Genomic DNA, 19,740 nt, shown 5'->3' on the forward strand with positions numbered 1-19,740 from the left:
TGTCAGGCAGCTGTCACTAATTATTCTCAATATTATCCATTTGGGGGAAGGCGTCGAACTTGAGCGCCTTGTCCAGATTCTGGTCCCAGTCCGCTTTACTGGCCATAAAAATATGTGCGGTGGGTTCCATGGAAACCTCACAGTCCAGGCTGCCAGCAGGTACTGCCAGGTAACCACCTTCTTTATCTTCAAAGGGTAGTGCCGAGCCACAATTATTACAGAAACTTTTTACATGGCGTGTGGCTGGCAGCTTGAATACTTTTACCTGTTGTTTCCCAGAGATCCAGTTTAATTTAGCCGATGTTGAAAACAGGCTGGCTGCGTGGGCAGAGCCCGTGTCCTTACGACAGTGGTTGCAGTGGCAAAGAAAAAAATTTTCAAAGTCACCGTCGACTTCGAAATGGATATCTCCGCAGAGGCAGGATCCTGATTTATTCATAGCTGCTCCTTAACAGTTGATTGTGAACCGTTATTTCTATAAGTAGATAGATTGGGTTTATTATCTTTTAGTCCTATTGAGGGTATACCTATAGTTTCAAAATATTTAGAAGTGAAATAAATATATTAAATTTGAATAACTCCCTTTAGGTACTGAATCGCCTTGCCGGAGACAATAACCCTGTCCCCCTTGATTTGGCAGTTGAGCACCCCCCCTCTTTTTGAGGCTTGGAAGGCTGTGAGTCGCGATTTATCCAGCTTAGCGGCCCAGTAGGGAGCAAGCCCCGCGTGAATAGAGCCGGTTACCGGATCTTCAGCCCCACCATTGGATGGCCAGAAGTATCTTGAAATAAAATCAAATTCCTTCGATCGAGCCGTAACTACTACATCATAAGGTGCAAGCTTTTTTAATTTTTCTGCATCTTGTTCCAGTTGATAAATAGTATCTTCGCTGTCATAGATGGCAAAGTAGGCTTGCTGGTTGCGCAGAACTTGTTTGGGAAGGCTGGATAATCCATCGATCAAATCTTCTGGGGTATGCTCTACACGTTCCGGATTTCTGTTGGGGAAGTCCATAAAGATTTCGCCCTCCCTATTTTGGGTAATTTGCATTTTCCCTACTGCTTGCGCAGAAAAATTTAGGGTATCCAGTTGGGGGTGTTTTGAGAAGACCACAAAGGCGGAGGCCAGGGTTGCATGACCACAGAAATCCACTTCGGTTATTGGGGAGAACCAGCGAATCTGGTATTCACTTTCAGATTGTTTGAGCAGGAATGCGGTTTCAGAAAGGTTATTTTCTGCCGCAATAGCTTGCATTTGCATTTCGCTAAGCCAGCTTTTTGTAATTATGACTGCTGCAGCATTACCGCCAAATTGAGTTTCGGTGAAGGCGTCGACTATATTAATTTCTAGTTCCATTCTAGAGTTCCCTTCAATAATTGAAATGCTCAGCTGAAGAAACAGCTATGATAAAGATGGGCGGGATGCCCGATACCACTAATGATTTTTCAATCACCCCCTAAATAGCCCCTTGATCCTGATCTGTATCAGTATTTCAACGGTATTTCCACTTTACAGTCTGCGTCACTTTGGCCGGTGCTGGGCATTTCGCCAGAAGTAAAATCGGTACTTCTTTTCAGTGTTGTCGGATATCAAAATTGTTGTGGAAAAGGGCTTGCTCTAGGGGGTTGGAATGTTGCAAACAGATATTGCTATCGTAGGGGCTGGTCCCGCAGGACTCGCCCTGGCTGTGATGTTGGCCCGGCGCGACATTAGAGTAACGCTTTTGGAGCGCCAGGGCGAGGAGACCTTGGGGAATCCTGATGATGATGGACGAGAAATAGCCCTAACCCATAAGTCGGTCAGAATTTTAGAGAGCCTCGGGGTCTGGCAACGCCTGCGGGATGATGAAGTCGGTGTCTTACAAGCAGCAACGGTGGTAGATGGCAACTCGACTTCCAGCCTGAATTTTGATAGCCGTGGGCGAGGTCCCTTAGGGTTTATTGTACCCAATTCAGCAATACGCCGCACGCTGTATGAGGTTGCTGGCGAGGAAGCGAATATTCAGTTGCGTTGCAACAGTGCCGTTACCGGTATGCACTTGGAAGATAACTGCCGAGTCTTGAATATTGAGGGGGCTGACGATCTGGCTGTTGCGTTATTAATAGCGGCTGATAGTCGTTTCTCTGAGGTACGGCGCATGGCTGGGATTGGGGCTGACATGCGGGATTTTGGCCGTGTGGCAGTTGTAGGCCGGGTGCGGACGGAGCGCGTTCATCAGGGGATTGCACGGGAATGTTTTCGTTACGGTTCCACGCTAGCGCTTCTGCCATTATCTGAGCCCAAGACTTCCTCTGCAGTTGTGACAATTTCGGCCAGCCGGGCCGAAGAAATTATGCAGCTAAGTGATGCTGAGTTTGCTGCTCATGTGCAGCGTGAGAGCACTGCAATACTTGGCTCAGTGGAGCCTTGTGGTAAGCGCCACAAGTATCCGCTGGTGGGGGTTTATGCGCATCAATTCTATGCGGAGCGCTTTGCTTTGGTCGGGGATGCAGCTGTGGGGATGCATCCGGTGACAGCACATGGTTTTAACCTGGGACTTGCTGGCACGGACTCGCTGAGTCGCCAATTAGAAACTGTGGCTCGTTTGTATCAGCCTGCGAAGTTAGCTCGAGCGCTGTCTCGTTACCAGATTCAACATCGCCTTGAATCTCAGCCTATTTACTCGGGTACAAATCGGGTGGTTGATCTGTTCACCAATGATCACTTGCCGGCCAAACTACTGCGCAAGGCGGTATTGCGTGTTAGCGAACATTTTCCGCCGGTGCGGCGAGCCATAGTGCACCAGCTTACCCGTCACTGACCAAAGGCCTGTGCGAAATAGTGAAATACGTGCCTACGGGAGTAGGTTGCGAGCGAGAAAGGAATAGGGCATGGAAGCCGATTCTCGGCCAGGCAGGTAGCCTATTTCTATGCGGTTTAATCTGCAGAGCTTGCGGTGGAGGTACTTTGGGAGGCACTTGGTAATCTGAACACCACCGCGTTGACTGTAATCGAAAGTGATATCGACAACCTGTTGGTTGAGACGAATGTATTTGCAGGTGGTTGTGGGGAGCAAAAAGTATCATTTGCGATTAGTACTCTTTCGGCTAGTTAAAAAACGGTATTTTCATCGCCAAAAAGCCTGATAAGGCAACCAATTACAGAGCGACTGGCATGGGGTAAGGCATAGAGGTGCGCCAGACAATAATGTCAGTGGCAATTACTCCTATATGGTCGGCCCAGCCGTATGCTCACGGCAGATATTTCCATTTCCCGGGCTTTGTCTGATTTGCAGCTTCCGAAGTGAGCTATATTCCGGCTAGCGTTTGGTAAAGAGTGGGCTGTGCGCATGAACATCCCTGAAGCCAACAAGCACTTGGTTCGCGAAGCGTTCCGCCCGTGGGAGGCGGGTGACAGTGGCCCCCTTTTTGACCTGATCGCTGAGGACGTGTTGTGGACAGTGATAGGCACTACATGCGCTTCGGGGATCTTTCACTCCAAGCAGGCTTTAATTGATGATGCTTTCGGCCCGCTATTAGATCACCTGGAGGATGGTCTCAAGACAACTTTTGTCGACCTTGCAGCAGAGGGAGAGAAGGTATTTTTGCGCTTTGAAAGCACCGGCCATGCATTAAATGGCGTAGAATACAAGCAGGTTTACTGTTGGGCGATGGTGATGCGCGATGCGAAAATCGTAGAGATCACTGCGTACCTGGATACCGACCTGCTGGCCCGAGTGTTTACCTAGTTGTTGTGAAGCTGTCGCTTTTCGCTTTGGGTGTGGGAATGACGACAGTGGAGATTGCAGGGATAAAGAAGTAGTGCTCGATGTTCAACTCGCACTTGTTCCCAAAGCCGCAATAGTCGTTCGTACTATGCCCTCCTTTAGGGTTGTCTGTCATATGCAACGAATGGCCCTAAGTGGCCCTTTAGGTGATTCTACGCAGGGGAGTTTTACAGTGATCTCTATGCGGCCAGTAAAGCCCGGAGCATACCCGGAGCATAAAAGTATCTTCGGGGGGCGCTTGGGCCAGAAAAAGGTAGGGGGTTTTACGCGTTAGGCGAAAACAAATGCCAATTACAGCTTGACTCACCAGGGCTGTATACATAGAATGCGCAGCCTCTTGAGTGGTTGGGTTAGTCCCGCCGCAGGGAAACGAAGGTCAACCAGGCTTTGTTTCTTGGAGTTGTTGCGGGGTGGAGCAGCCTGGTAGCTCGTCGGGCTCATAACCCGAAGGTCGTAGGTTCAAATCCTGCCCCCGCTACCAAATTTGCTTTTAAGCAAATACTTTTGATTGCGCATTTGTTGTTGCGGGGTGGAGCAGCCTGGTAGCTCGTCGGGCTCATAACCCGAAGGTCGTAGGTTCAAATCCTGCCCCCGCTACCAAATTTTGCATTTACGCATACTGGCTGCGTAAATGTGCGGTCAAAGCCCCGTCAGGGGCTTTTTCGTATCTGCAAGAAAAGTTGCGGATATTTTTCGAAGTGGGCCGCAGGCCCATTTTTTGTATGTGGTGACGTAAATGGCGAGCAAACGCGAATTGCTGGAAGAGCTTCTGGCGCCGGTGGTGGCATCGCTGGGATGCGAACTGTGGGGTATTGAATATCAAACTCACGGTCGTAACGCGCTGCTGCGCATCTATATCGATTCTGAAAACGGTATTTCGGTTGAGGATTGCGAGAAAGTGAGTCGTCAGTCCAGTGCAGTACTGGATGTGGAAGACCCAATCAGTGGTAAGTACACACTGGAGGTCTCTTCCCCGGGGCTCGATCGTCCTCTTTATAAACTGGAGCAGTACGAGCGCTTTACCGGTGCCCAGATTGAAGTTCGCCTGCGCATGCCGCTGGATGGGCAGCGTAAATGGCGAGGCCTGCTGGCCGGCGTAGAGGGCGATGAAGTAGTTTTGCGCGTGGACAGCGAAAATGAATACCTGTTGCCAATCGACAGCATCGAGAAGGCAAGCATTATTCCCCAATTTACCAAATAACCTGTAGGAGCCTGAGCTCAGGCGATTTTGAGGCACAGTTGCATGAACAAAGAGATCTTGCTGGTAGCCGAGGCGGTATCCAACGAGAAGGGCGTTGACCAGGAGATTATTTTCCAGGCCATCGAAGCGGCATTGGCAACGGCCACGAAGAAACGCTACGACGAGGATTCAACCATTGAGGTTATCATTGATCGCCGTAGTGGCGACTATGAAACTTTCCGCAGTTGGGAAGTGGTTGATGATGAAACTCTGGCGGAACTGGGCACCCAGTTCACCCTGGAAGAAGCTCACGAGAAAGATACTGAGCTGAAAGCAGGTGATATCTACCGCGAGCAAGTAGAGAATGTTGAATTCGGCCGCATCGCCGCGCAGACTGCCAAGCAGGTAATCGTGCAGAAGGTGCGTGAAGCCGAGCGTGCCAAGGTCGTAGACGAATACCGCGATCGGGTTGGCGAAATGGTCAGCGGTACAGTTAAAAAAGTGACCCGCGATTTTATTGCTGTGGACTTGGGTAATAACGCTGAAGCGCGCCTGCCTCGTGATCAGCTGGTTGGACGCGAGATTTTCCGCCTAGGTGATCGTGTGCGCGCAATCCTGCTGGAGATCCAACCGGAAGCCCGCGGCCCTCAATTGATGTTGAGCCGTTCCTGCCCGGAAATGATTATTGAGCTGTTCCGTATCGAGGTACCGGAAATCTCTGAACAGGTTATTGAAATTAAAGGTGCCGCCCGCGATCCCGGCCTGCGCGCCAAGATCGCCGTGAACACCAATGATGGCCGTATCGATCCAGTTGGAGCTTGTGTGGGCATGCGCGGTGCGCGTGTGCAGGCGGTTTCCAACGAGCTGTCTGGTGAGCGTGTCGATATCGTACTGTGGGACGAGAACCCCGCTCAGTTCGTAATCAACGCTATGGCGCCTGCGGAAATTGAATCCATTGTTGTGGATGAAGATACCGGGTCCATGGATGTGGCTGTGGCCGAGGAAAACCTCGCTATGGCTATTGGTCGCAGTGGACAGAATGTTCGTCTCGCTTCTGAGCTTACCCAGTGGCAGATCAATGTCATGAGCACAGACGAGTGGCAAAATAAACAGGAAGCAGAGTCCAGCTCCATTATGCAGGTGTTTATTGACCGCCTGGATATCGATGAAGATGTGGCTGCTGTATTGGTTGACGAAGGCTTCACCTCTCTCGAGGAGGTGGCCTATGTCCCCATTGAGGAAATGCTCGCGATCGAGGGCTTCGACGAAGATATCGCCGAAGAGCTGCGTGCCCGGGCCAAAGACTCCCTGCTGACACAGGCACTGGCCTCTGAAGAGAAGCTGGATGCCTCGGAGCCGCAGGAAGATCTGCTCAACATGGAAGGTATGGAGCGTCACCTGGCCTTCCAGCTTGCCAGTCGTGGTATCGCTACCATGGAGGATCTGGCAGAGCAGGCGGTTGATGACCTACTCGATATCGAAGGTCTCGACCAAGAACGTGCCGCAGCGCTGATTATGAAGGCGCGTGAGCCCTGGTTCGCTGATGACAGCGGCGAACAGGCTTAAACATAACGACACAAGACATACGTATAAATAACCCCCTCCGACCAAGTGACTTTTAGGAGAGAGAATGGCCGAAGTAACAGTTAGCGAACTCGCCAAATCGGTTGGTGCCACCGAAGACCGTCTGCTCAAGCAGATGAAAGAAGCGGGTTTGCCTCACACCTCTGCGACTGCGGTGGTGTCAGATGAGGAGAAGCAGGTCCTGCTCAGTTTCCTGAAAAGTAGTCACGGGGAGCAGGGCGCGAGCCCGCGCAAGATCACCTTAAAGCGCAAGACCACGACCACACTGAAAACCGGCTCTGGCACAGGCCGCAAGACTGTGAACGTGGAAGTTCGCAAGAAGCGTACTTATGTAAAGCGCCCGCAGGCTGAACTTGAAGCGGGAGCAAACACCGCGGAAACCCTGGAAAGCGTTTCAGCTGCAGAGGCCGAAGAGGCTCGACTGCAAGCCGAGGCGGAAGCCAGAGCAGCTGCCGAGGCGGAAGCCAAGGCCGCAGCAGAAGCAGCAGAGGCCGCTCGTCGCGCCGCTGAGGAAGAAGAAGCTCGCTTGAAAGCCGAAGCGGAAGCCAAGGCTGCCGCAGAGGCAGAAGCGAAGGCCGCAGCCGAAGAGAAGGCTGCAAAAGAGGCAGATGTGACCCAGAAAGCTGAGAGCAAGCCCGCGCAGAAAGCGGAGCCCGCAGCTCCAATCCGTTCAAGCTATGTAGACGATATCGAGGCTATGCGTATTGCCGCGATGGAACGTCGCAAGCAGCAGGCGGAGCAGGAGAAGCGCGAACTCGAAGAGAAAAAAGCCAAGGTAGAGGCCGACCGACGTGCGGCCCAAGAGAAGAAGGAAAAAGCTGCACAGGCCGCCAAGGTGAAGCCCGCGAAAGCAGCTGAGAAAACTGAAGAAGTTAAGCCTTCTTTACGTCGCAAGCTCGAGGCTGCTGCTCCGGCTGAGGCCGATCGATCCGAGGATGAGCCGCGTAAACGCCGCGGGCGTCGCTCCAAGTCCGGGCCGAAGAAGTCCAGCAAAACAGCGCTGTACGAGCAGGCCTTGGAAGTATTTGAAGAAGACGAAGCCAGTAAGCGCAGTACGCGCTCCCTGTCCCGTGCGAGCGTGAAAATGAAGCCAACTCACGGCTTTAAACGGCCTACGGAGAAGCAGGTGTACGAAGTTCAGTTGGGCGAAACGATTACTGTTGGCGAACTCGCCAAGCAGATGAATGTGAAGGCCGGTGAATTGATCAAGCGCCTGATGAAAATGGGTGAGATGGTCACTATCAACCAGAGCCTGGACCGTGAAACTGCTCAGTTGATCGCTGAAGAGATGGGGCACAAGGTGGTATACCGCTCCGAGACTGAGCTGGAAGATAGCCTGGTAGCGCAAGCCCAGGCTCAGGAGGGCACAGAGGTTACCCGCGCGCCGGTAGTGACTGTTATGGGCCACGTTGACCACGGCAAAACTTCTCTGCTCGACTATATCCGCAAAACCAAAGTGGCTTCCGGTGAGGCTGGCGGTATTACCCAGCATATTGGTGCCTATCGAGTGAAAACCAGCCAGGGCGAGGTCGCCTTCCTGGATACCCCGGGACATGCCGCCTTTACTGCAATGCGTGCTCGTGGAGCCCAGGCTACCGATGTGGTAATCCTGGTGGTCGCTGCCGATGATGGTGTAATGCCGCAGACTGAAGAGGCTGTAAACCACGCTCGTGCTGCTGGTGTACCGCTGGTTGTCGCCGTGAACAAGTGCGATAAAGAAGCCGCCGACCCCGATCGTGTGAAAAATGAGCTGGCTGCGAAAGACGTAATCCCGGAAGACTGGGGCGGCGATACCCAGTTCATCAACGTATCCGCGCATACTGGCCAGGGTATTGATGACTTGCTGGAGGCAGTTTCCCTACAGGCGGAAATGCTCGAGCTGAAGGCCAAGGTAAATGTGCCGGCCACCGGTGTTGTAATTGAATCCCGCCTGGAAAAAGGTCGCGGTGTGGTTGCCACCCTGTTAGTACAGAATGGTGAGCTGAAGCGCGGCGATATTATTCTGGCCGGCCAGAGCTATGGCCGCGTGCGCGCCATGACTAACGAACACGGCAAGCAGGTTAAGGAAGCTGGCCCGTCTACCCCGGTAGAGCTACTGGGTCTGGACTCCACTCCAAATGCCGGTGATGAATTCATGGTTGTCGCGGATGAGCGTAAGGCCCGTGAAGTTGCCGAGCAGCGCGCTGAAAAAGAGCGCAGTGAGCGTATGCAACGTCAGCAGGCTGCGAAGCTGGAAAACATGTTTGCAGATATGGAAGCTGGCGAGCGCAAGGTTCTGCCGGTTGTTATCAAGGCTGACGTGCGCGGCTCCCTGGAAGCCATCCTGGGTGCCCTGGCGGATATCGGCAACGAAGAAGTTTCCGTAAACGTTGTATCCAGCGGTGTAGGTGGTATTGCCGAAAATGATATCAACCTGGCCCTGACCTCCGGCGCTATTGTATTGGGCTTCAATACCCGTGCCGATGCAGCCGCACGCAAGACTGCCGAAACCGAAGGGGTTGAGGTTCGCTACTACAGCGTAATCTACAACCTGCTCGATGAAGTGAAGCAGGCCCTGTCCGGCATGCTGGACCCGGAAGTTCGCGAAGAGATTGTTGGTATTGCCGAGGTGCGCGACGTATTCCGCTCGCCGAAGTTTGGTGCGATTGCCGGGTGTATGGTGACCGAGGGTACCGTCTACCGTAACAAGCCGATCCGCGTACTGCGTGACAACGTTGTAATCTATCAGGGTGAGTTGGAATCCCTGCGTCGTTTCAAGGACGATGTGCAAGAAGTGCGCAACGGTATGGAGTGTGGTATCGGGGTGAAGGACTACAACGATGTGAAACCTGGCGACCAGATCGAAGTTTACGATATCGTCAAGGTAGCCCGCGAACTGTAAAGCGTTCCGGACCGGATGAAAGAGAAACCCGCGCGGCTTGGCCGTGCGGGTTTTCCTGTCTTTAAACCGCCATTCTCAATAGGTAAACAATGGCAAGAGAATTCCACCGCGCAGATCGCGTTGCCGATGCCATGCGCCGCGAGCTGGCCCAGTTGATTCAGCACGAGATACGTGACCCCCGCCTGGGTATGGTCAACGTCAACGATGTTGAAGTCAGCCGCGATCTGACCGTTGCTAAAGTATTTGTCACCTTTGTGGGTGAGGACGACCGCAGCAAAATTAATACTTCCGTGGAAGTGCTGAACAAAGCCGCAGGCTTTCTGCGTACGCAGCTCGCGCGCGCGATCCAGATTCGCACTATTCCCCGTTTGCACTTCCGCTACGACGAAACCTCGGTGCGTGGCCAGGCGCTGTCTGCCCTGATCGACAAGGCGGTTAAAGAAGATCGCAAGCACCAAGACGACGATAGCGACTCTAACGAAGATTGATCCATGGGCCGCAGACCAAAATGGGGCCGGCCGGTTCACGGCGTGCTGTTATTGAACAAGCCCGCCGGGATTACCGCCAACGACGCCCTGCAAAAAGCCAAACGACTCTTTTTCGCCAATCGCGCCGGTCATACTGGAGCGCTGGACCCCCTGGCAACCGGTGTATTGCCGATCTGTTTCGGCGAGGCGACCAAGTTCTCCCAGTACCTGCTCGATGCGGACAAGCGTTATCGCAGTACTTTTGTTTTCGGCATGACCACTGCCAGTGGCGATGCTGATGGCGATGTACTGGAAACCAAAGATGCTTCCGGTTTGACCGAAGAAGCCGTGCTGAAAGCGATGGAGGCTTTCCGCGGTCGCATCAAGCAGGTGCCGTCCATGTACTCGGCCCTCAAGCACAAGGGGCAGCCGCTGTATAAGTTGGCTCGCCAGGGTTTGGAAGTGGAGCGCGAGGCGCGGGAAGTGGAGATTTTTGAATTTGAACTGCTGAGCTTTACAGCGGGCGCCCAGCCCCGTGCGGAAGTTGAGGTGCACTGCTCCAAGGGCACTTACATTCGCAGTATTGCCGAAGACCTGGGCCAGGCCCTGGGTGTCGGTGCCTATGTGGAAGAGTTGCATCGCAGCGCCGCCGGCCCCTACGACGAAGCGGATTCAGTGACCCTGGATGAACTCACCGAAGAGCGTGGTGAGGGTCGGGCGGAAGAGCTGGACCACCATCTGTTACCAGTGGACTCCCCTGCCTCCTCATTGGCCAAACTCATACTGCCAGATGACTCTGGTTACTATGTGCGACAAGGGCAGCCAGTAATGGATTTACAGGTCTATCGTATCGGTGCGGAAGGTGATATGGTGCGCCTCTTCCTGGAAAATGGTGATTTTCTGGGTGTGGGAGAAATTACTGACGACGGGTGCGTAGCGCCTCGGCGTCTGGTAAGTGGCACCTGAGCACAAGCCGCTATATTGGTGATAACTAATTAAGCGGTGTGAGTGAAAGTGCCGGGCGGTTGCGCCCACAATAGCGATTAGCTGGTCTGTAAATATGCACGGGCCAGCCGGATCTTTTAAAGCATATTACGACGAGGTAATTCGTTATGGCACTGACTGCAGTTGAAAAAGCAGCCATCCTGAAAGAGCACGGCCAATCCGAAGGCGATACCGGTTCCCCGGAAGTCCAGGTAGCCCTGCTGACCGCCAATATCAACAAACTGCAGGGTCACTTCTCTGCGCACAAGCAGGATCACCACTCTCGCCGTGGTCTGATCCGCATGGTAAACCAGCGTCGCAAGCTGCTGGATTACCTGAAGCGCAAGGATCTGAACCGTTACGCACAGCTGATCGCCAAGCTCGGCCTGCGTCGCTAAGACCCTGGAATGCCCGCCTTTGGCGGGCATTCTTTTTTAATGCTTGCTAAAAAGTGGCTTAGTTGTCACTTTTGGCAGACACGCAGCATGGCCTTAAGGGATAAACCCAAATGAAAGTGCTGCGCTTGCACCGGCCACCCTGGTCGGTGGCGGTACATCCCCGTACCGCCCTGGGCAGGAGGTTTGGAGCCCCGGCCCCGGCAAATATGTAGGGGTTACTGGAATGGGCCAGTAACCGTAAGGAAATAGGAAAAACTAGTGAATCCAGTAAGCAAAACTTTCCAATACGGACAACACCAAGTCACCATCGAGACCGGCCGTATTGCGCGCCAGGCTACCGGTGCTGCCCTGGTTAGCATGGGAGAGACTGTCGTCCTGTGTACTGTTGTCGGCGCTAAAGAAGCCAAGCCAGATCAGGGCTTCTTCCCGTTGTCCGTGCACTATCAAGAAAAAGCCTACGCGGCTGGCAAAATTCCCGGTGGTTTCTTCAAGCGTGAAGGCCGCCCGTCTGAAAAAGAAACCCTGACTTCCCGTCTGATCGATCGCCCGATCCGCCCGCTGTTCCCGAACGGCTTTATGAATGAAGTTCAGGTGATGTGTACTGTTCTCTCCGCGGAGAAGGACATGGATCCGGATATCGCTGCCATGATCGGCACTTCCGCAGCGCTGTCTGTTTCCGGTATTCCCTTCGCTGGCCCCATCGGTGCTGCGCGTGTGGGTTACACCCAGCAAGACGGCTACCTGCTGAACCCGGGCTACGAAGCTCTGAAGACCTCCGAGCTGGACATGGTCGTTGCCGGTACCAAAGACGCCGTACTGATGGTGGAGTCCGAAGCCCAGGAGCTGCCGGAAGACATCATGCTGGGTGCCGTACTCTACGCACACCAGGAAATGCAGGCCATTATCAAGGTTTGTGAAGAGCTGAAAGCGGAAGCGGGCAAGCCCCAATGGGACTGGCAGGCTCCGGCGGAAAACACCGAGCTGAAAGCTGCCCTGGACGCTCAGTTTGGCGAGAAGGTTGCCGAAGCCTACCGCATCACCAACAAGCAAGAGCGCAGCACCCGCCTGGCGGAACTGCGCGGCGAAGCCGCTGAAGCCCTGGCTACCGAAGAAATTAGCGCCGATCTGGTAAAAAGCTACTTCGGCAAGCTGGAGAAGAAGCTGGTGCGCGGCGCTGTAGTGCGTGGCGAGCCCCGTATCGACGGTCGCGACAGCAAGACTGTACGTTCGATCGCTGTGGAAGTTGGCGCTCTGCCCAAGTCCCACGGCTCTGCGCTGTTCACCCGTGGTGAGACCCAGGCTCTGGTAGTGGCTACCCTCGGTTCCACTGGTGATGCACAGATCATCGACGCCCTGGAAGGTGAGCGCAAAGACTACTTTATGCTGCACTACAACTTCCCTCCCTACTCTGTAGGTGAAGCGGGTCGTGTCGGTGCTACCGGTCGTCGCGAAATCGGTCACGGCCGCCTCGCTCGTCGCGGTATCGCTGCAGTTCTGCCGAGCCCGGACAGCTTCCCCTACACCGTGCGTGTGGTTTCCGAAATCACTGAATCCAACGGTTCCAGTTCCATGGCTTCCGTTTGTGGTTCCAGCCTGGCGCTGATGGATGCGGGTGTTCCGCTGAAGGCACCGGTAGCCGGTATCGCTATGGGCCTGGTGAAGGAAGACGAAGGCTATGCGGTTCTGACCGATATCCTCGGTGACGAAGACCACCTCGGCGATATGGACTTCAAAGTAGCGGGTACCGCCTCTGGTGTGACCGCGCTGCAGATGGACATTAAGATCGAAGGTATTACCGAAGAGATTATGGAAACCGCTCTGGAGCAGGCCCTGCAAGCGCGTCTGCACATCCTCGCGGAAATGAACAAGGTGATCGACTCTTCCCGTACCACCGTGAATGAGAACGCACCGCGCTACGCGACCCTGAAGATTCATCCGGACAAGATCCGCGACGTGATTGGTAAGGGCGGTGCGACTATCCGCTCCATCACTGAAGAGACCGGCGCCTCCATCGATATCGAAGATGACGGCACTATCAAGGTCTTCGGTGAAGACGGTGAGAGCCTGGAAGCGGCGGTAACCCGCATCGAGGAAATCACTGCGGAAGCTGAGATCGGCGCTATCTACGAGGGCACTGTGGTGCGTATCGTGGACTTCGGTGCATTCGTTAACTTCCTGCCGGGTAAAGACGGCCTGGTACACATCTCCCAGATTGCTGAGGAGCGTGTTAACGCTGTAACTGATTACCTGAGTGAAGGCCAGAAGGTATTCGTAAAGGTACTGGACGTGGACCAGCGTGGACGTATCAAGCTCTCTATCAAAGAAGCCAAAGCCGATCAGGCTGCTTCTGCAGAGGAGAAGCAGGGTTCCGAAGAGGCGTAAGCCTTAAAAGACCTGAAAAAACCCGGCCTTGAGCCGGGTTTTTTTATGGATTTTTTAAGGGGGGCAGAGCCTTTATGGCATTTAGTAAAGATATTTTTAGGTTAGAATCCAAAGAAAAAAGGGGAAAACCTTGCTTAATTTCTGGCTTCTCGACCTAATACTTGGGCTCACCTGCCTGTTGATGGCCAATCAATACTGGTACCTCACACGAGAGCGTTTCCAATCTGCGGCTTTGATTATTGTCGCTGCATTGTTGTGCATGGCCCTCGCAGCTTTGGTCGGTGCTTACCGCTACGGAATAGACCCCGGTATAACCGAGCTACATCGGGCACTCTCACGACTTTCCGGCTTTACTTCTTTTCTACTAATTGGCATCGGCCTCCTTTGGGCTCGGCTAGAGCTAACATGGGGTTCGGATAACCGGGCTCCAGCCTATGTGGTAATGGTGCTGGTCCTCGCCAGCGCAATTGGCTTCAGCGAGAGTGGGATCTTGATGCCTTCGACGGTAGTGGATCTCTACTCAGCCCTGGGTTTGCTGCTCTGGTTATTGGTGGCCCTATTGGAACTAGTTGGATCTGGCAGACTTCCACGAAACCATGCTCTATTACTGGGTGGTGGTGCCTTGCTGGCGGTAATAAACGGGCTTTTGATCGGTACTGGTTCTTCGAAGCTGCTGGGCCTGGCGCGCACGAATTGGTTCCACCTCCTTTTAGCCGTTTCTGTTTTTTCCCTGCTATGTGCGCGGCCGTTGTTTATCCGAGATAAATCTGCTGATGAATGAAATAACTACCAAACTGCAAGGGGGCTGCCACTGTGGAGCCGTGCGTTTTACTGCTCTGTATAAGCGTAACAATGATGACCCCTTGGTAGCTCACGCTTGTAATTGCTCTATGTGTGAAAAGCTAGGCTATTTGCACTTGATAGTGCCTGCGCAGAATTTTGAGCTGGTGAGCGGAGAGGATGTGCTCAGCTGCTACACCTTCAATACAGGTGTTGCCAGGCACTATTTTTGTAGCCGCTGTGGGGTGAAGTCTTTTTATATCCCACGCTCAAACCCTGATGGCTACAGTCTCAATGCTCGATGTCTGGATGAGCGGCCGCGCGGACTTAAAGTGCAGCCTTTCGATGGGCAGAACTGGGAACAGCATGCAGCAGAGCTGGCGCACCTGAGCCAGAATGAGTAATTATCGAGCCCCACCTCTTTTGTATCGCTGCAGTGAAACGGGGCTAACTTGACGCTATTTAAAACCCTCGGTGGAGGGTGACTTCTCCACCGGATGTTTAGCGAATGGAATTTTAAGTCCATGGAATCTGGGCATATTCACGCAACCCTGCTTGATAGGAATGGCTCAGGCCGGGAAATGACCTGGCCTGAAGTGGAGTCCTGGCATCCCCGCCAGGGCTTGCTGTGGCTTCACTTCGATAGCGCTGATGAAGAGGTTTCAGCTTGGATACGCGATAATAGTGGGCTGCAGCCTGTGGTTGTAGAGGCGTTGTTGGCTAAAGAGATTCGACCGCGCACCCTGGCTGTCGATGATGGACTTTTCCTTGCAATGTGTGGAGTGGACCCAAAGCACAAGTCCCGGAGGGAAAACCGGGTCTCTATTCGAATTTGGGTGGAAGAGAACCGTATTATCAGCACCGGTAAAAGACGCCTGTTGGCAGAGGAGGATTTGATTTCCCGTCTGCGCAGTGGTTGTGGACCGCGTGGTACTGCAGCACTGGTAGTGTCCCTGGCTGATCTGCTTGTGCTGCGCATGGGAGACCGGGTTGATGACTTTGAAGAAAAGGTTGACGCGCTTGAGGATCAGTTACTCGAGTGGTCGGTGAAGGGCCTGGGTGCGAATTTAGTCCAGTTTCGCAAGCGGACAATTGCCCTGCGACGATACCTCTGTCTGCAGAGGGAGGTTTTAACTCGTATGCAGCAGGAGTCGGTACCCTGGTTTGATGAAGGGAGCCATGTCTTACTGGCGGATATCAACGAACGCTTGCAGCGGCACATCGATGATATAGATACAGTGCGTGAGCGGGCGGCGATTGCCCAGGAGGAGCTGCTGAGTCGTAATTCCGACCAACTCAACAGTCGTATGTATGTTTTGTCGATGGTTGCAGCAATTTTCCTGCCTTTAAGCTTTTTAACCGGGTTGTTTGGAATTAATGTCGGTGGGATTCCATGGGCGCAAGCTCGAGAGGGGTTCCTGGCATTTTGTATTCTGCTGGCAATAGCACTTGCCGGACAAGTCGCTTTTTTTTACTGGAAAAAGTGGCTCTGAGGCTCCCTCCAATCCCCTGTGAAGGAAGCTCTTTATCTGGCTAGTTTTTTGCCCAGGAAAAATCTACAAAAACTGGATCGTGATCACTTAATCCAGAATAAGCTGGGGACCCGATAAAATAGTTGGTGACTTCCAGTGTGTAGTTGGGATTATTGTTGATAACCACTACATGGTCAGTGTCGTTTTGAAGCTCATCGGCACAGGCCTCCAGGCTGGTATCGCTGCCGGAGAGCATGTATTGGCAGGCGTGCTTGCCTCCGGTCTTCTCAAAGAAGGCCTTCCATGTCTGAAAATTGACACCGCGCCAGTCATTATCATTTTCATCAAATGCCATATTGAAATCGCCGGCCAAAATAACGGTGGCATTACTCGAGTGTGCAACGATCATATCGGCGATTTGATCGAGTTGCTTTGCCTTGGCGCTGAGGTCTTCATCCTGATGGCCTGCATCCATATGGGTGTTGTAAATATGCACATGATAATTTTCAGTCACTTCGACCTTGGCTACGGTGAAGCCTTTTTCGGTATCACAATCGTTGCCTGAGCACTTATTGAAGGTTTCCTCCTCATAGGTCGCGAAGGAATAATCGTTATCATCACGATTGTCCCGATCAAAGGGGAACTTAGAAAAAGTCAGTAGACCGTTGCCAAAAGAGGTGCCACTACCTTTCCAGTGTTTTGAACGATAGGGAACGGTGTCGTTGCTTAGCTTATCGTCGTCATCTAGATAGTTGGCTTTGGTTTTGTTCCAAACCTCCTGCATTAACCACAGATCTTTGGGATTGTCATTGAACGTGCGAATAATTTGTTTGAAATCTGACTTACTATTACCACCTATACATTGTAAAAAACCGTCCATATTGTACACAATCATGTTAAAGGTGCCTGAGTTGGCATCTTTAAAGCTGGTGTCACCATACTCGTAGCCGTCCAGGTCTTTCGAGCCGGTGTCATCGACATCGCCAATAAATTCGAACCAGTTGCACGAGGTAATAGCATCCCAAACGTCTTCAAAATCTGCTGCGCTGGCTGGAAAACTGGTGAGCAAGGCGAGACAAATAAATATTTTTTTTATCATTATTGATTTCTCCACATTTGTTACCGCGAGTTAATTGTGGAGGGATTTGTAAAGCTCTTGAGTTGAGGCTTTGTCCCTCCGCGGGTGGGGATGATGGAAAGCGTAGATTACAAATTGGAGTAAAAAATATTTTCTTTATTTTATTTTTATGTAATGGCGGCGCCAAAATGTACTTTTTGGGAAAAAAATAATGAAATCAATAAAAGAAAAGATGGAATTGCGCCAAACTCGTGGGGCAGGTAAGGATTGAAAGATCTAAGGCACTTCTTCCATAGGCATGGCTAATTCGTTTTTTTAGCCAAAAATTGTGACCATTTGCCGGGACAGGGCGACAAGTTTGCCGCTGACATCCCATAGGCGGGCTTGGATCACAGCGTAGCCATCCCCTGCCTGTTCAACTTCGGCAAGATACTGCCACCAGTCAGATGCCTTGTGATTGGGGAGGGGCTCCATAAACTCCACTGTCCATGTTAATGAGCTGGCTGGAGCTGGTGTTTTAAGCATTGGCAAAGTGGCAGGGGGCCAGGCATCAATCAGGGCGAGGAGATGGTTAATGGATACTGTATTCTCACTGCCATCCTTAAAGCGTACCCAACCGCCCAACTGCCTCTCTTGAGTTCCACTAAAAGGCAATTGACCCAGGGCAATACGGTAATCAAATTTCTGCGTAAACTCCGGCACTACACCTTCAATGTAGGGGAGCGCCATGCATTGTTCAGGCTTGCTAAATTCTGGTGCTGTTGCCACGCCCACCTTCACTGAGGAATCCCTGCCTCGACCATAGCTGGCCAGCCCCGCAAGTACGACAGTGCCGCCTTGGCACAGATGACCCTGCGCTTGAGTGACGGAGCGCCCGGCACGTAAAACTTCTGCGGAGCGTTGTACCGCTTCTGCGCCTACTGGGGCGACAAATGAGAAGGTTGCAGAGCGCAGGCTGCTGTCCTCAGCTACTTCCGCTGTCATTTTTTCCTGGAGCATTGTTGCTACCAGGCCGCCAAAGGTGGCACGCCCCTGGCTCCAGCCTTCGGGGACAGCGATGTTGTCCTGGCCTGGATTCCACTCAAGGAGTAGTTGATCGAAGTTCATAATGTTACCGCTGGGCAGGCAGCCTCCGATGGAGCTGCCTGCGAGAGTGCCGAGGCTGTTTAATGTCCGGGCAAATGATATTAACTGAAAGTGTGGGAGTCGCCAGGGAAGATGCCGAGCTTGACGTCTTCAGCGTACTTGCGCAGGGCCCCGGGGATGTCCTCTGCCTCTACCAGGAAGTTCTTGGAAAATTTTGGCGGTTGTTCGGTGAGACCGAGAATATCGTTGATAACCAATACCTGGGCATCCGTGTCACGACCGGCGCCGATGCCTATGGTAGGCATTGAAACTGTTTCGGTGATACGTTTTGCCAGGGCGGTTGGGACACACTCGAGTACCAACAGGTCAGCGCCCGCCTGGTCTAGCAGGATGGCATCCTCAAGCATCTGTTCTGCATGCTTTTCATCGCGGCCCTGAACACGGTAGCCTCCGAGTTTGTGAACCGATTGAGGAGTGAGTCCCAAGTGGGAGCAGACGGGGATGCCCCGGTCAGTGAGCATCTTAACGGTATCGACCAACCAGGCGCCGCCTTCAATTTTCACCATATGGGCGCCTGCCTGCATGATGCGGGTGGCATTGGTCAAAGCCTGTTCCGGAGTGGCATAGGTCATAAACGGCATATCGCCCATGATCAGGGATTTCTTGTTGCCGCGCGCTACTGCTTCCACATGGTAAATCATTTGCTCCATGGTTACCGGTACCGTGCTGTCATACCCGAGTACTGTCATACCCAGGGAATCGCCCACCAACAATGTTTCTACTCCGGTTTTTTGTGCCATGGCTGCCATAGGCGCGTCGTAAAGGGCCACGGTAATAAACTTTTCACCATTTGCCTTCATTTTGCGCAGGGTCTGAACGGTGACGAGCTTCTCTAATTCAGAAGGTGCATACATAACGATTAACTTCCCGGGTTGTAGTAGTGTCGGCCTTTGGTCACTGTAAGCATGTACTCGACCAGCTGACGGTAATCCTTAGGGCTATCGACAATATCGATTTCCTCACTATTGACGATCAGCAATGGTGAGCTGTCGTAGAAGTGGAAAAACTGGGTGTAGGCGTCGTTGAGCGTTGCCAGATACTCATTGCTAATGGCGCGCTCTGCGGGAATACCGCGGTTGCGAATGCGTGCCTGTAGTACTTCCAGCGGTGCCTGCAGGTAAATTACCAGGTCTGGCTTGGGAGCCTCTAAGGTTAAGTGTTGGAAAACTTGCTGGTAGAGCGCCAACTCGTCCTTATCCAGGGTTACCTGGGCGAACAGCTGGTCCTTTTCGATCAGAAAATCTGCCACCCGTACCGGCTCGAACAGGTCGTCTTGACGCAGGGCCTGAATCTGTTGGGACCGCTGCAGAAGGAAATGCAGTTGAGTCGGTAGCGCGGCGTTATTGGGGTCGCGGTAGAAGCGTTCGAGGAAGGGGTTTTCCTCTGGCAGTTCCAGTAGAGTGTCATAGTTGAAGGTAGTGGCAAGCTTCTTGGCCAATGTGGTTTTACCTACGCCGATATTGCCTTCCACGGCAATAAATTTCGGCAAAGTCCTGTCCGACAGGCCGAATTCACACGGATTGGTTTCGCTGTTGTCGATAACCACGTGTTCGACTCCTCTTGTTGGGGCGTCTTCCCTGATGGGCTGCAGGCGCCAAAGTACTATTAAGCGGGGCGCTCAG

Annotated in this window: 18 protein-coding genes and 2 tRNA genes; 14 read left to right on the forward strand and 6 right to left on the reverse strand. The window is 52.8% G+C overall.

Translation table 11 applies throughout. The annotated features are described in order from the left end of the window. Nucleotides 1-16 precede the first annotated feature (16 nt). Together G367_RS0106955 and G367_RS0106960 are read right to left on the reverse strand one after the other, a co-directional pair. Entirely contained in the window at nucleotides 17-439 is a 423-nt protein-coding gene (locus tag G367_RS0106955) for a GFA family protein (protein ID WP_020412395.1), read from the reverse strand. Nucleotides 440-564: 125 nt separating this feature from the next. After that, complete coding sequence (locus tag G367_RS0106960; RefSeq protein WP_020412396.1) at nucleotides 565-1,356, reverse strand: PhzF family protein; 792 nt, start codon at nucleotides 1,354-1,356, stop codon at nucleotides 565-567. Nucleotides 1,357-1,630: 274 nt separating this feature from the next. Here G367_RS0106960 and ubiM point away from each other — a divergent pair, with 274 nt between their 5' ends. The 14 genes from ubiM to G367_RS0107040 all read left to right on the forward strand — a co-directional run bounded on the left by ubiM (nucleotide 1,631) and on the right by G367_RS0107040 (nucleotide 15,915). Beyond that, nucleotides 1,631-2,800 carry a 5-demethoxyubiquinol-8 5-hydroxylase UbiM gene (ubiM, locus tag G367_RS0106965; RefSeq protein ID WP_020412397.1) on the forward strand — a complete coding sequence of 390 codons (1,170 nt, stop codon included), beginning with the start codon at nucleotides 1,631-1,633 and terminating at the stop codon, nucleotides 2,798-2,800. 528 nt (nucleotides 2,801-3,328) lie between these two features. Next, nucleotides 3,329-3,727: a nuclear transport factor 2 family protein gene (locus G367_RS23285; protein ID WP_020412399.1), complete on the forward strand. Its 399-nt coding sequence runs from the start codon at nucleotides 3,329-3,331 to the stop codon at nucleotides 3,725-3,727. Between the two features lie 443 nt (nucleotides 3,728-4,170). Beyond that, nucleotides 4,171-4,247, forward strand: a tRNA-Met gene (locus G367_RS0106985). Nucleotides 4,248-4,289: 42 nt separating this feature from the next. Then, nucleotides 4,290-4,366: transfer RNA gene (locus G367_RS0106990), tRNA-Met, on the forward strand. A 136-nt stretch (nucleotides 4,367-4,502) separates the two neighbouring features. Further along, entirely contained in the window at nucleotides 4,503-4,967 is a 465-nt protein-coding gene (gene rimP / locus G367_RS0106995) for a ribosome maturation factor RimP (protein WP_020412401.1), read from the forward strand. Between the two features lie 42 nt (nucleotides 4,968-5,009). After that, a complete protein-coding gene (gene nusA, locus G367_RS0107000) occupies nucleotides 5,010-6,512 on the forward strand; it encodes a transcription termination factor NusA (RefSeq protein ID WP_020412402.1) in 1,503 nt (500 codons plus the stop codon). A 64-nt stretch (nucleotides 6,513-6,576) separates the two neighbouring features. Further along, nucleotides 6,577-9,411: a translation initiation factor IF-2 gene (gene infB, locus G367_RS0107005; protein WP_020412403.1), complete on the forward strand. Its 2,835-nt coding sequence runs from the start codon at nucleotides 6,577-6,579 to the stop codon at nucleotides 9,409-9,411. 89 nt (nucleotides 9,412-9,500) lie between these two features. Then, complete coding sequence (gene rbfA, locus G367_RS0107010; RefSeq protein WP_020412404.1) at nucleotides 9,501-9,899, forward strand: 30S ribosome-binding factor RbfA; 399 nt, start codon at nucleotides 9,501-9,503, stop codon at nucleotides 9,897-9,899. Nucleotides 9,900-9,902: 3 nt separating this feature from the next. Beyond that, nucleotides 9,903-10,844 carry a tRNA pseudouridine(55) synthase TruB gene (gene truB, locus G367_RS0107015; RefSeq protein WP_020412405.1) on the forward strand — a complete coding sequence of 314 codons (942 nt, stop codon included), beginning with the start codon at nucleotides 9,903-9,905 and terminating at the stop codon, nucleotides 10,842-10,844. A gap of 146 nt (nucleotides 10,845-10,990) precedes the next feature. Continuing rightward, the gene (rpsO, locus tag G367_RS0107020; protein ID WP_020412406.1) at nucleotides 10,991-11,260 is read left to right on the forward strand and encodes a 30S ribosomal protein S15; all 270 of its coding nucleotides are present in this window, start codon (nucleotides 10,991-10,993) and stop codon (nucleotides 11,258-11,260) included. Nucleotides 11,261-11,518: 258 nt separating this feature from the next. Beyond that, nucleotides 11,519-13,642, forward strand: a complete 2,124-nt coding sequence (gene pnp, locus G367_RS0107025) for a polyribonucleotide nucleotidyltransferase (protein ID WP_020412407.1) — start codon at nucleotides 11,519-11,521, stop codon at nucleotides 13,640-13,642. Nucleotides 13,643-13,772: 130 nt separating this feature from the next. Beyond that, nucleotides 13,773-14,423: a hypothetical protein gene (locus G367_RS0107030; RefSeq protein WP_020412408.1), complete on the forward strand. Its 651-nt coding sequence runs from the start codon at nucleotides 13,773-13,775 to the stop codon at nucleotides 14,421-14,423. After that, nucleotides 14,416-14,826: a GFA family protein gene (locus G367_RS0107035; RefSeq protein WP_020412409.1), complete on the forward strand. Its 411-nt coding sequence runs from the start codon at nucleotides 14,416-14,418 to the stop codon at nucleotides 14,824-14,826. Before G367_RS0107030 ends, G367_RS0107035 begins: the two co-directional genes overlap by 8 nt. A 120-nt stretch (nucleotides 14,827-14,946) precedes the next feature. Continuing rightward, the gene (locus tag G367_RS0107040; RefSeq protein WP_026304979.1) at nucleotides 14,947-15,915 is read left to right on the forward strand and encodes a zinc transporter ZntB; all 969 of its coding nucleotides are present in this window, start codon (nucleotides 14,947-14,949) and stop codon (nucleotides 15,913-15,915) included. A 40-nt stretch (nucleotides 15,916-15,955) separates the two neighbouring features. Here G367_RS0107040 and G367_RS0107045 read toward each other — a convergent pair whose 3' ends face one another. The 4 genes from G367_RS0107045 to G367_RS0107060 form a co-directional block, all read right to left on the reverse strand. Continuing rightward, on the reverse strand, nucleotides 15,956-16,993 hold the full coding sequence (locus G367_RS0107045; protein ID WP_026304980.1) for an endonuclease/exonuclease/phosphatase family protein: 1,038 nt from the start codon (nucleotides 16,991-16,993) through the stop codon (nucleotides 15,956-15,958). 294 nt (nucleotides 16,994-17,287) lie between these two features. Beyond that, nucleotides 17,288-18,079: an acyl-CoA thioesterase gene (locus G367_RS0107050; protein WP_020412411.1), complete on the reverse strand. Its 792-nt coding sequence runs from the start codon at nucleotides 18,077-18,079 to the stop codon at nucleotides 17,288-17,290. Between the two features lie 80 nt (nucleotides 18,080-18,159). Next, nucleotides 18,160-18,972, reverse strand: a complete 813-nt coding sequence (gene panB / locus G367_RS0107055; RefSeq protein ID WP_020412412.1) for a 3-methyl-2-oxobutanoate hydroxymethyltransferase — start codon at nucleotides 18,970-18,972, stop codon at nucleotides 18,160-18,162. A 5-nt stretch (nucleotides 18,973-18,977) separates the two neighbouring features. Further along, nucleotides 18,978-19,664, reverse strand: a complete 687-nt coding sequence (locus G367_RS0107060) for a deoxynucleoside kinase (RefSeq protein WP_020412413.1) — start codon at nucleotides 19,662-19,664, stop codon at nucleotides 18,978-18,980. Nucleotides 19,665-19,740 lie beyond the last annotated feature (76 nt).

The organism is Microbulbifer variabilis ATCC 700307, assembly GCF_000380565.1.
GTDB classification, from domain to species: Bacteria; Pseudomonadota; Gammaproteobacteria; order Pseudomonadales; family Cellvibrionaceae; genus Microbulbifer; species Microbulbifer variabilis.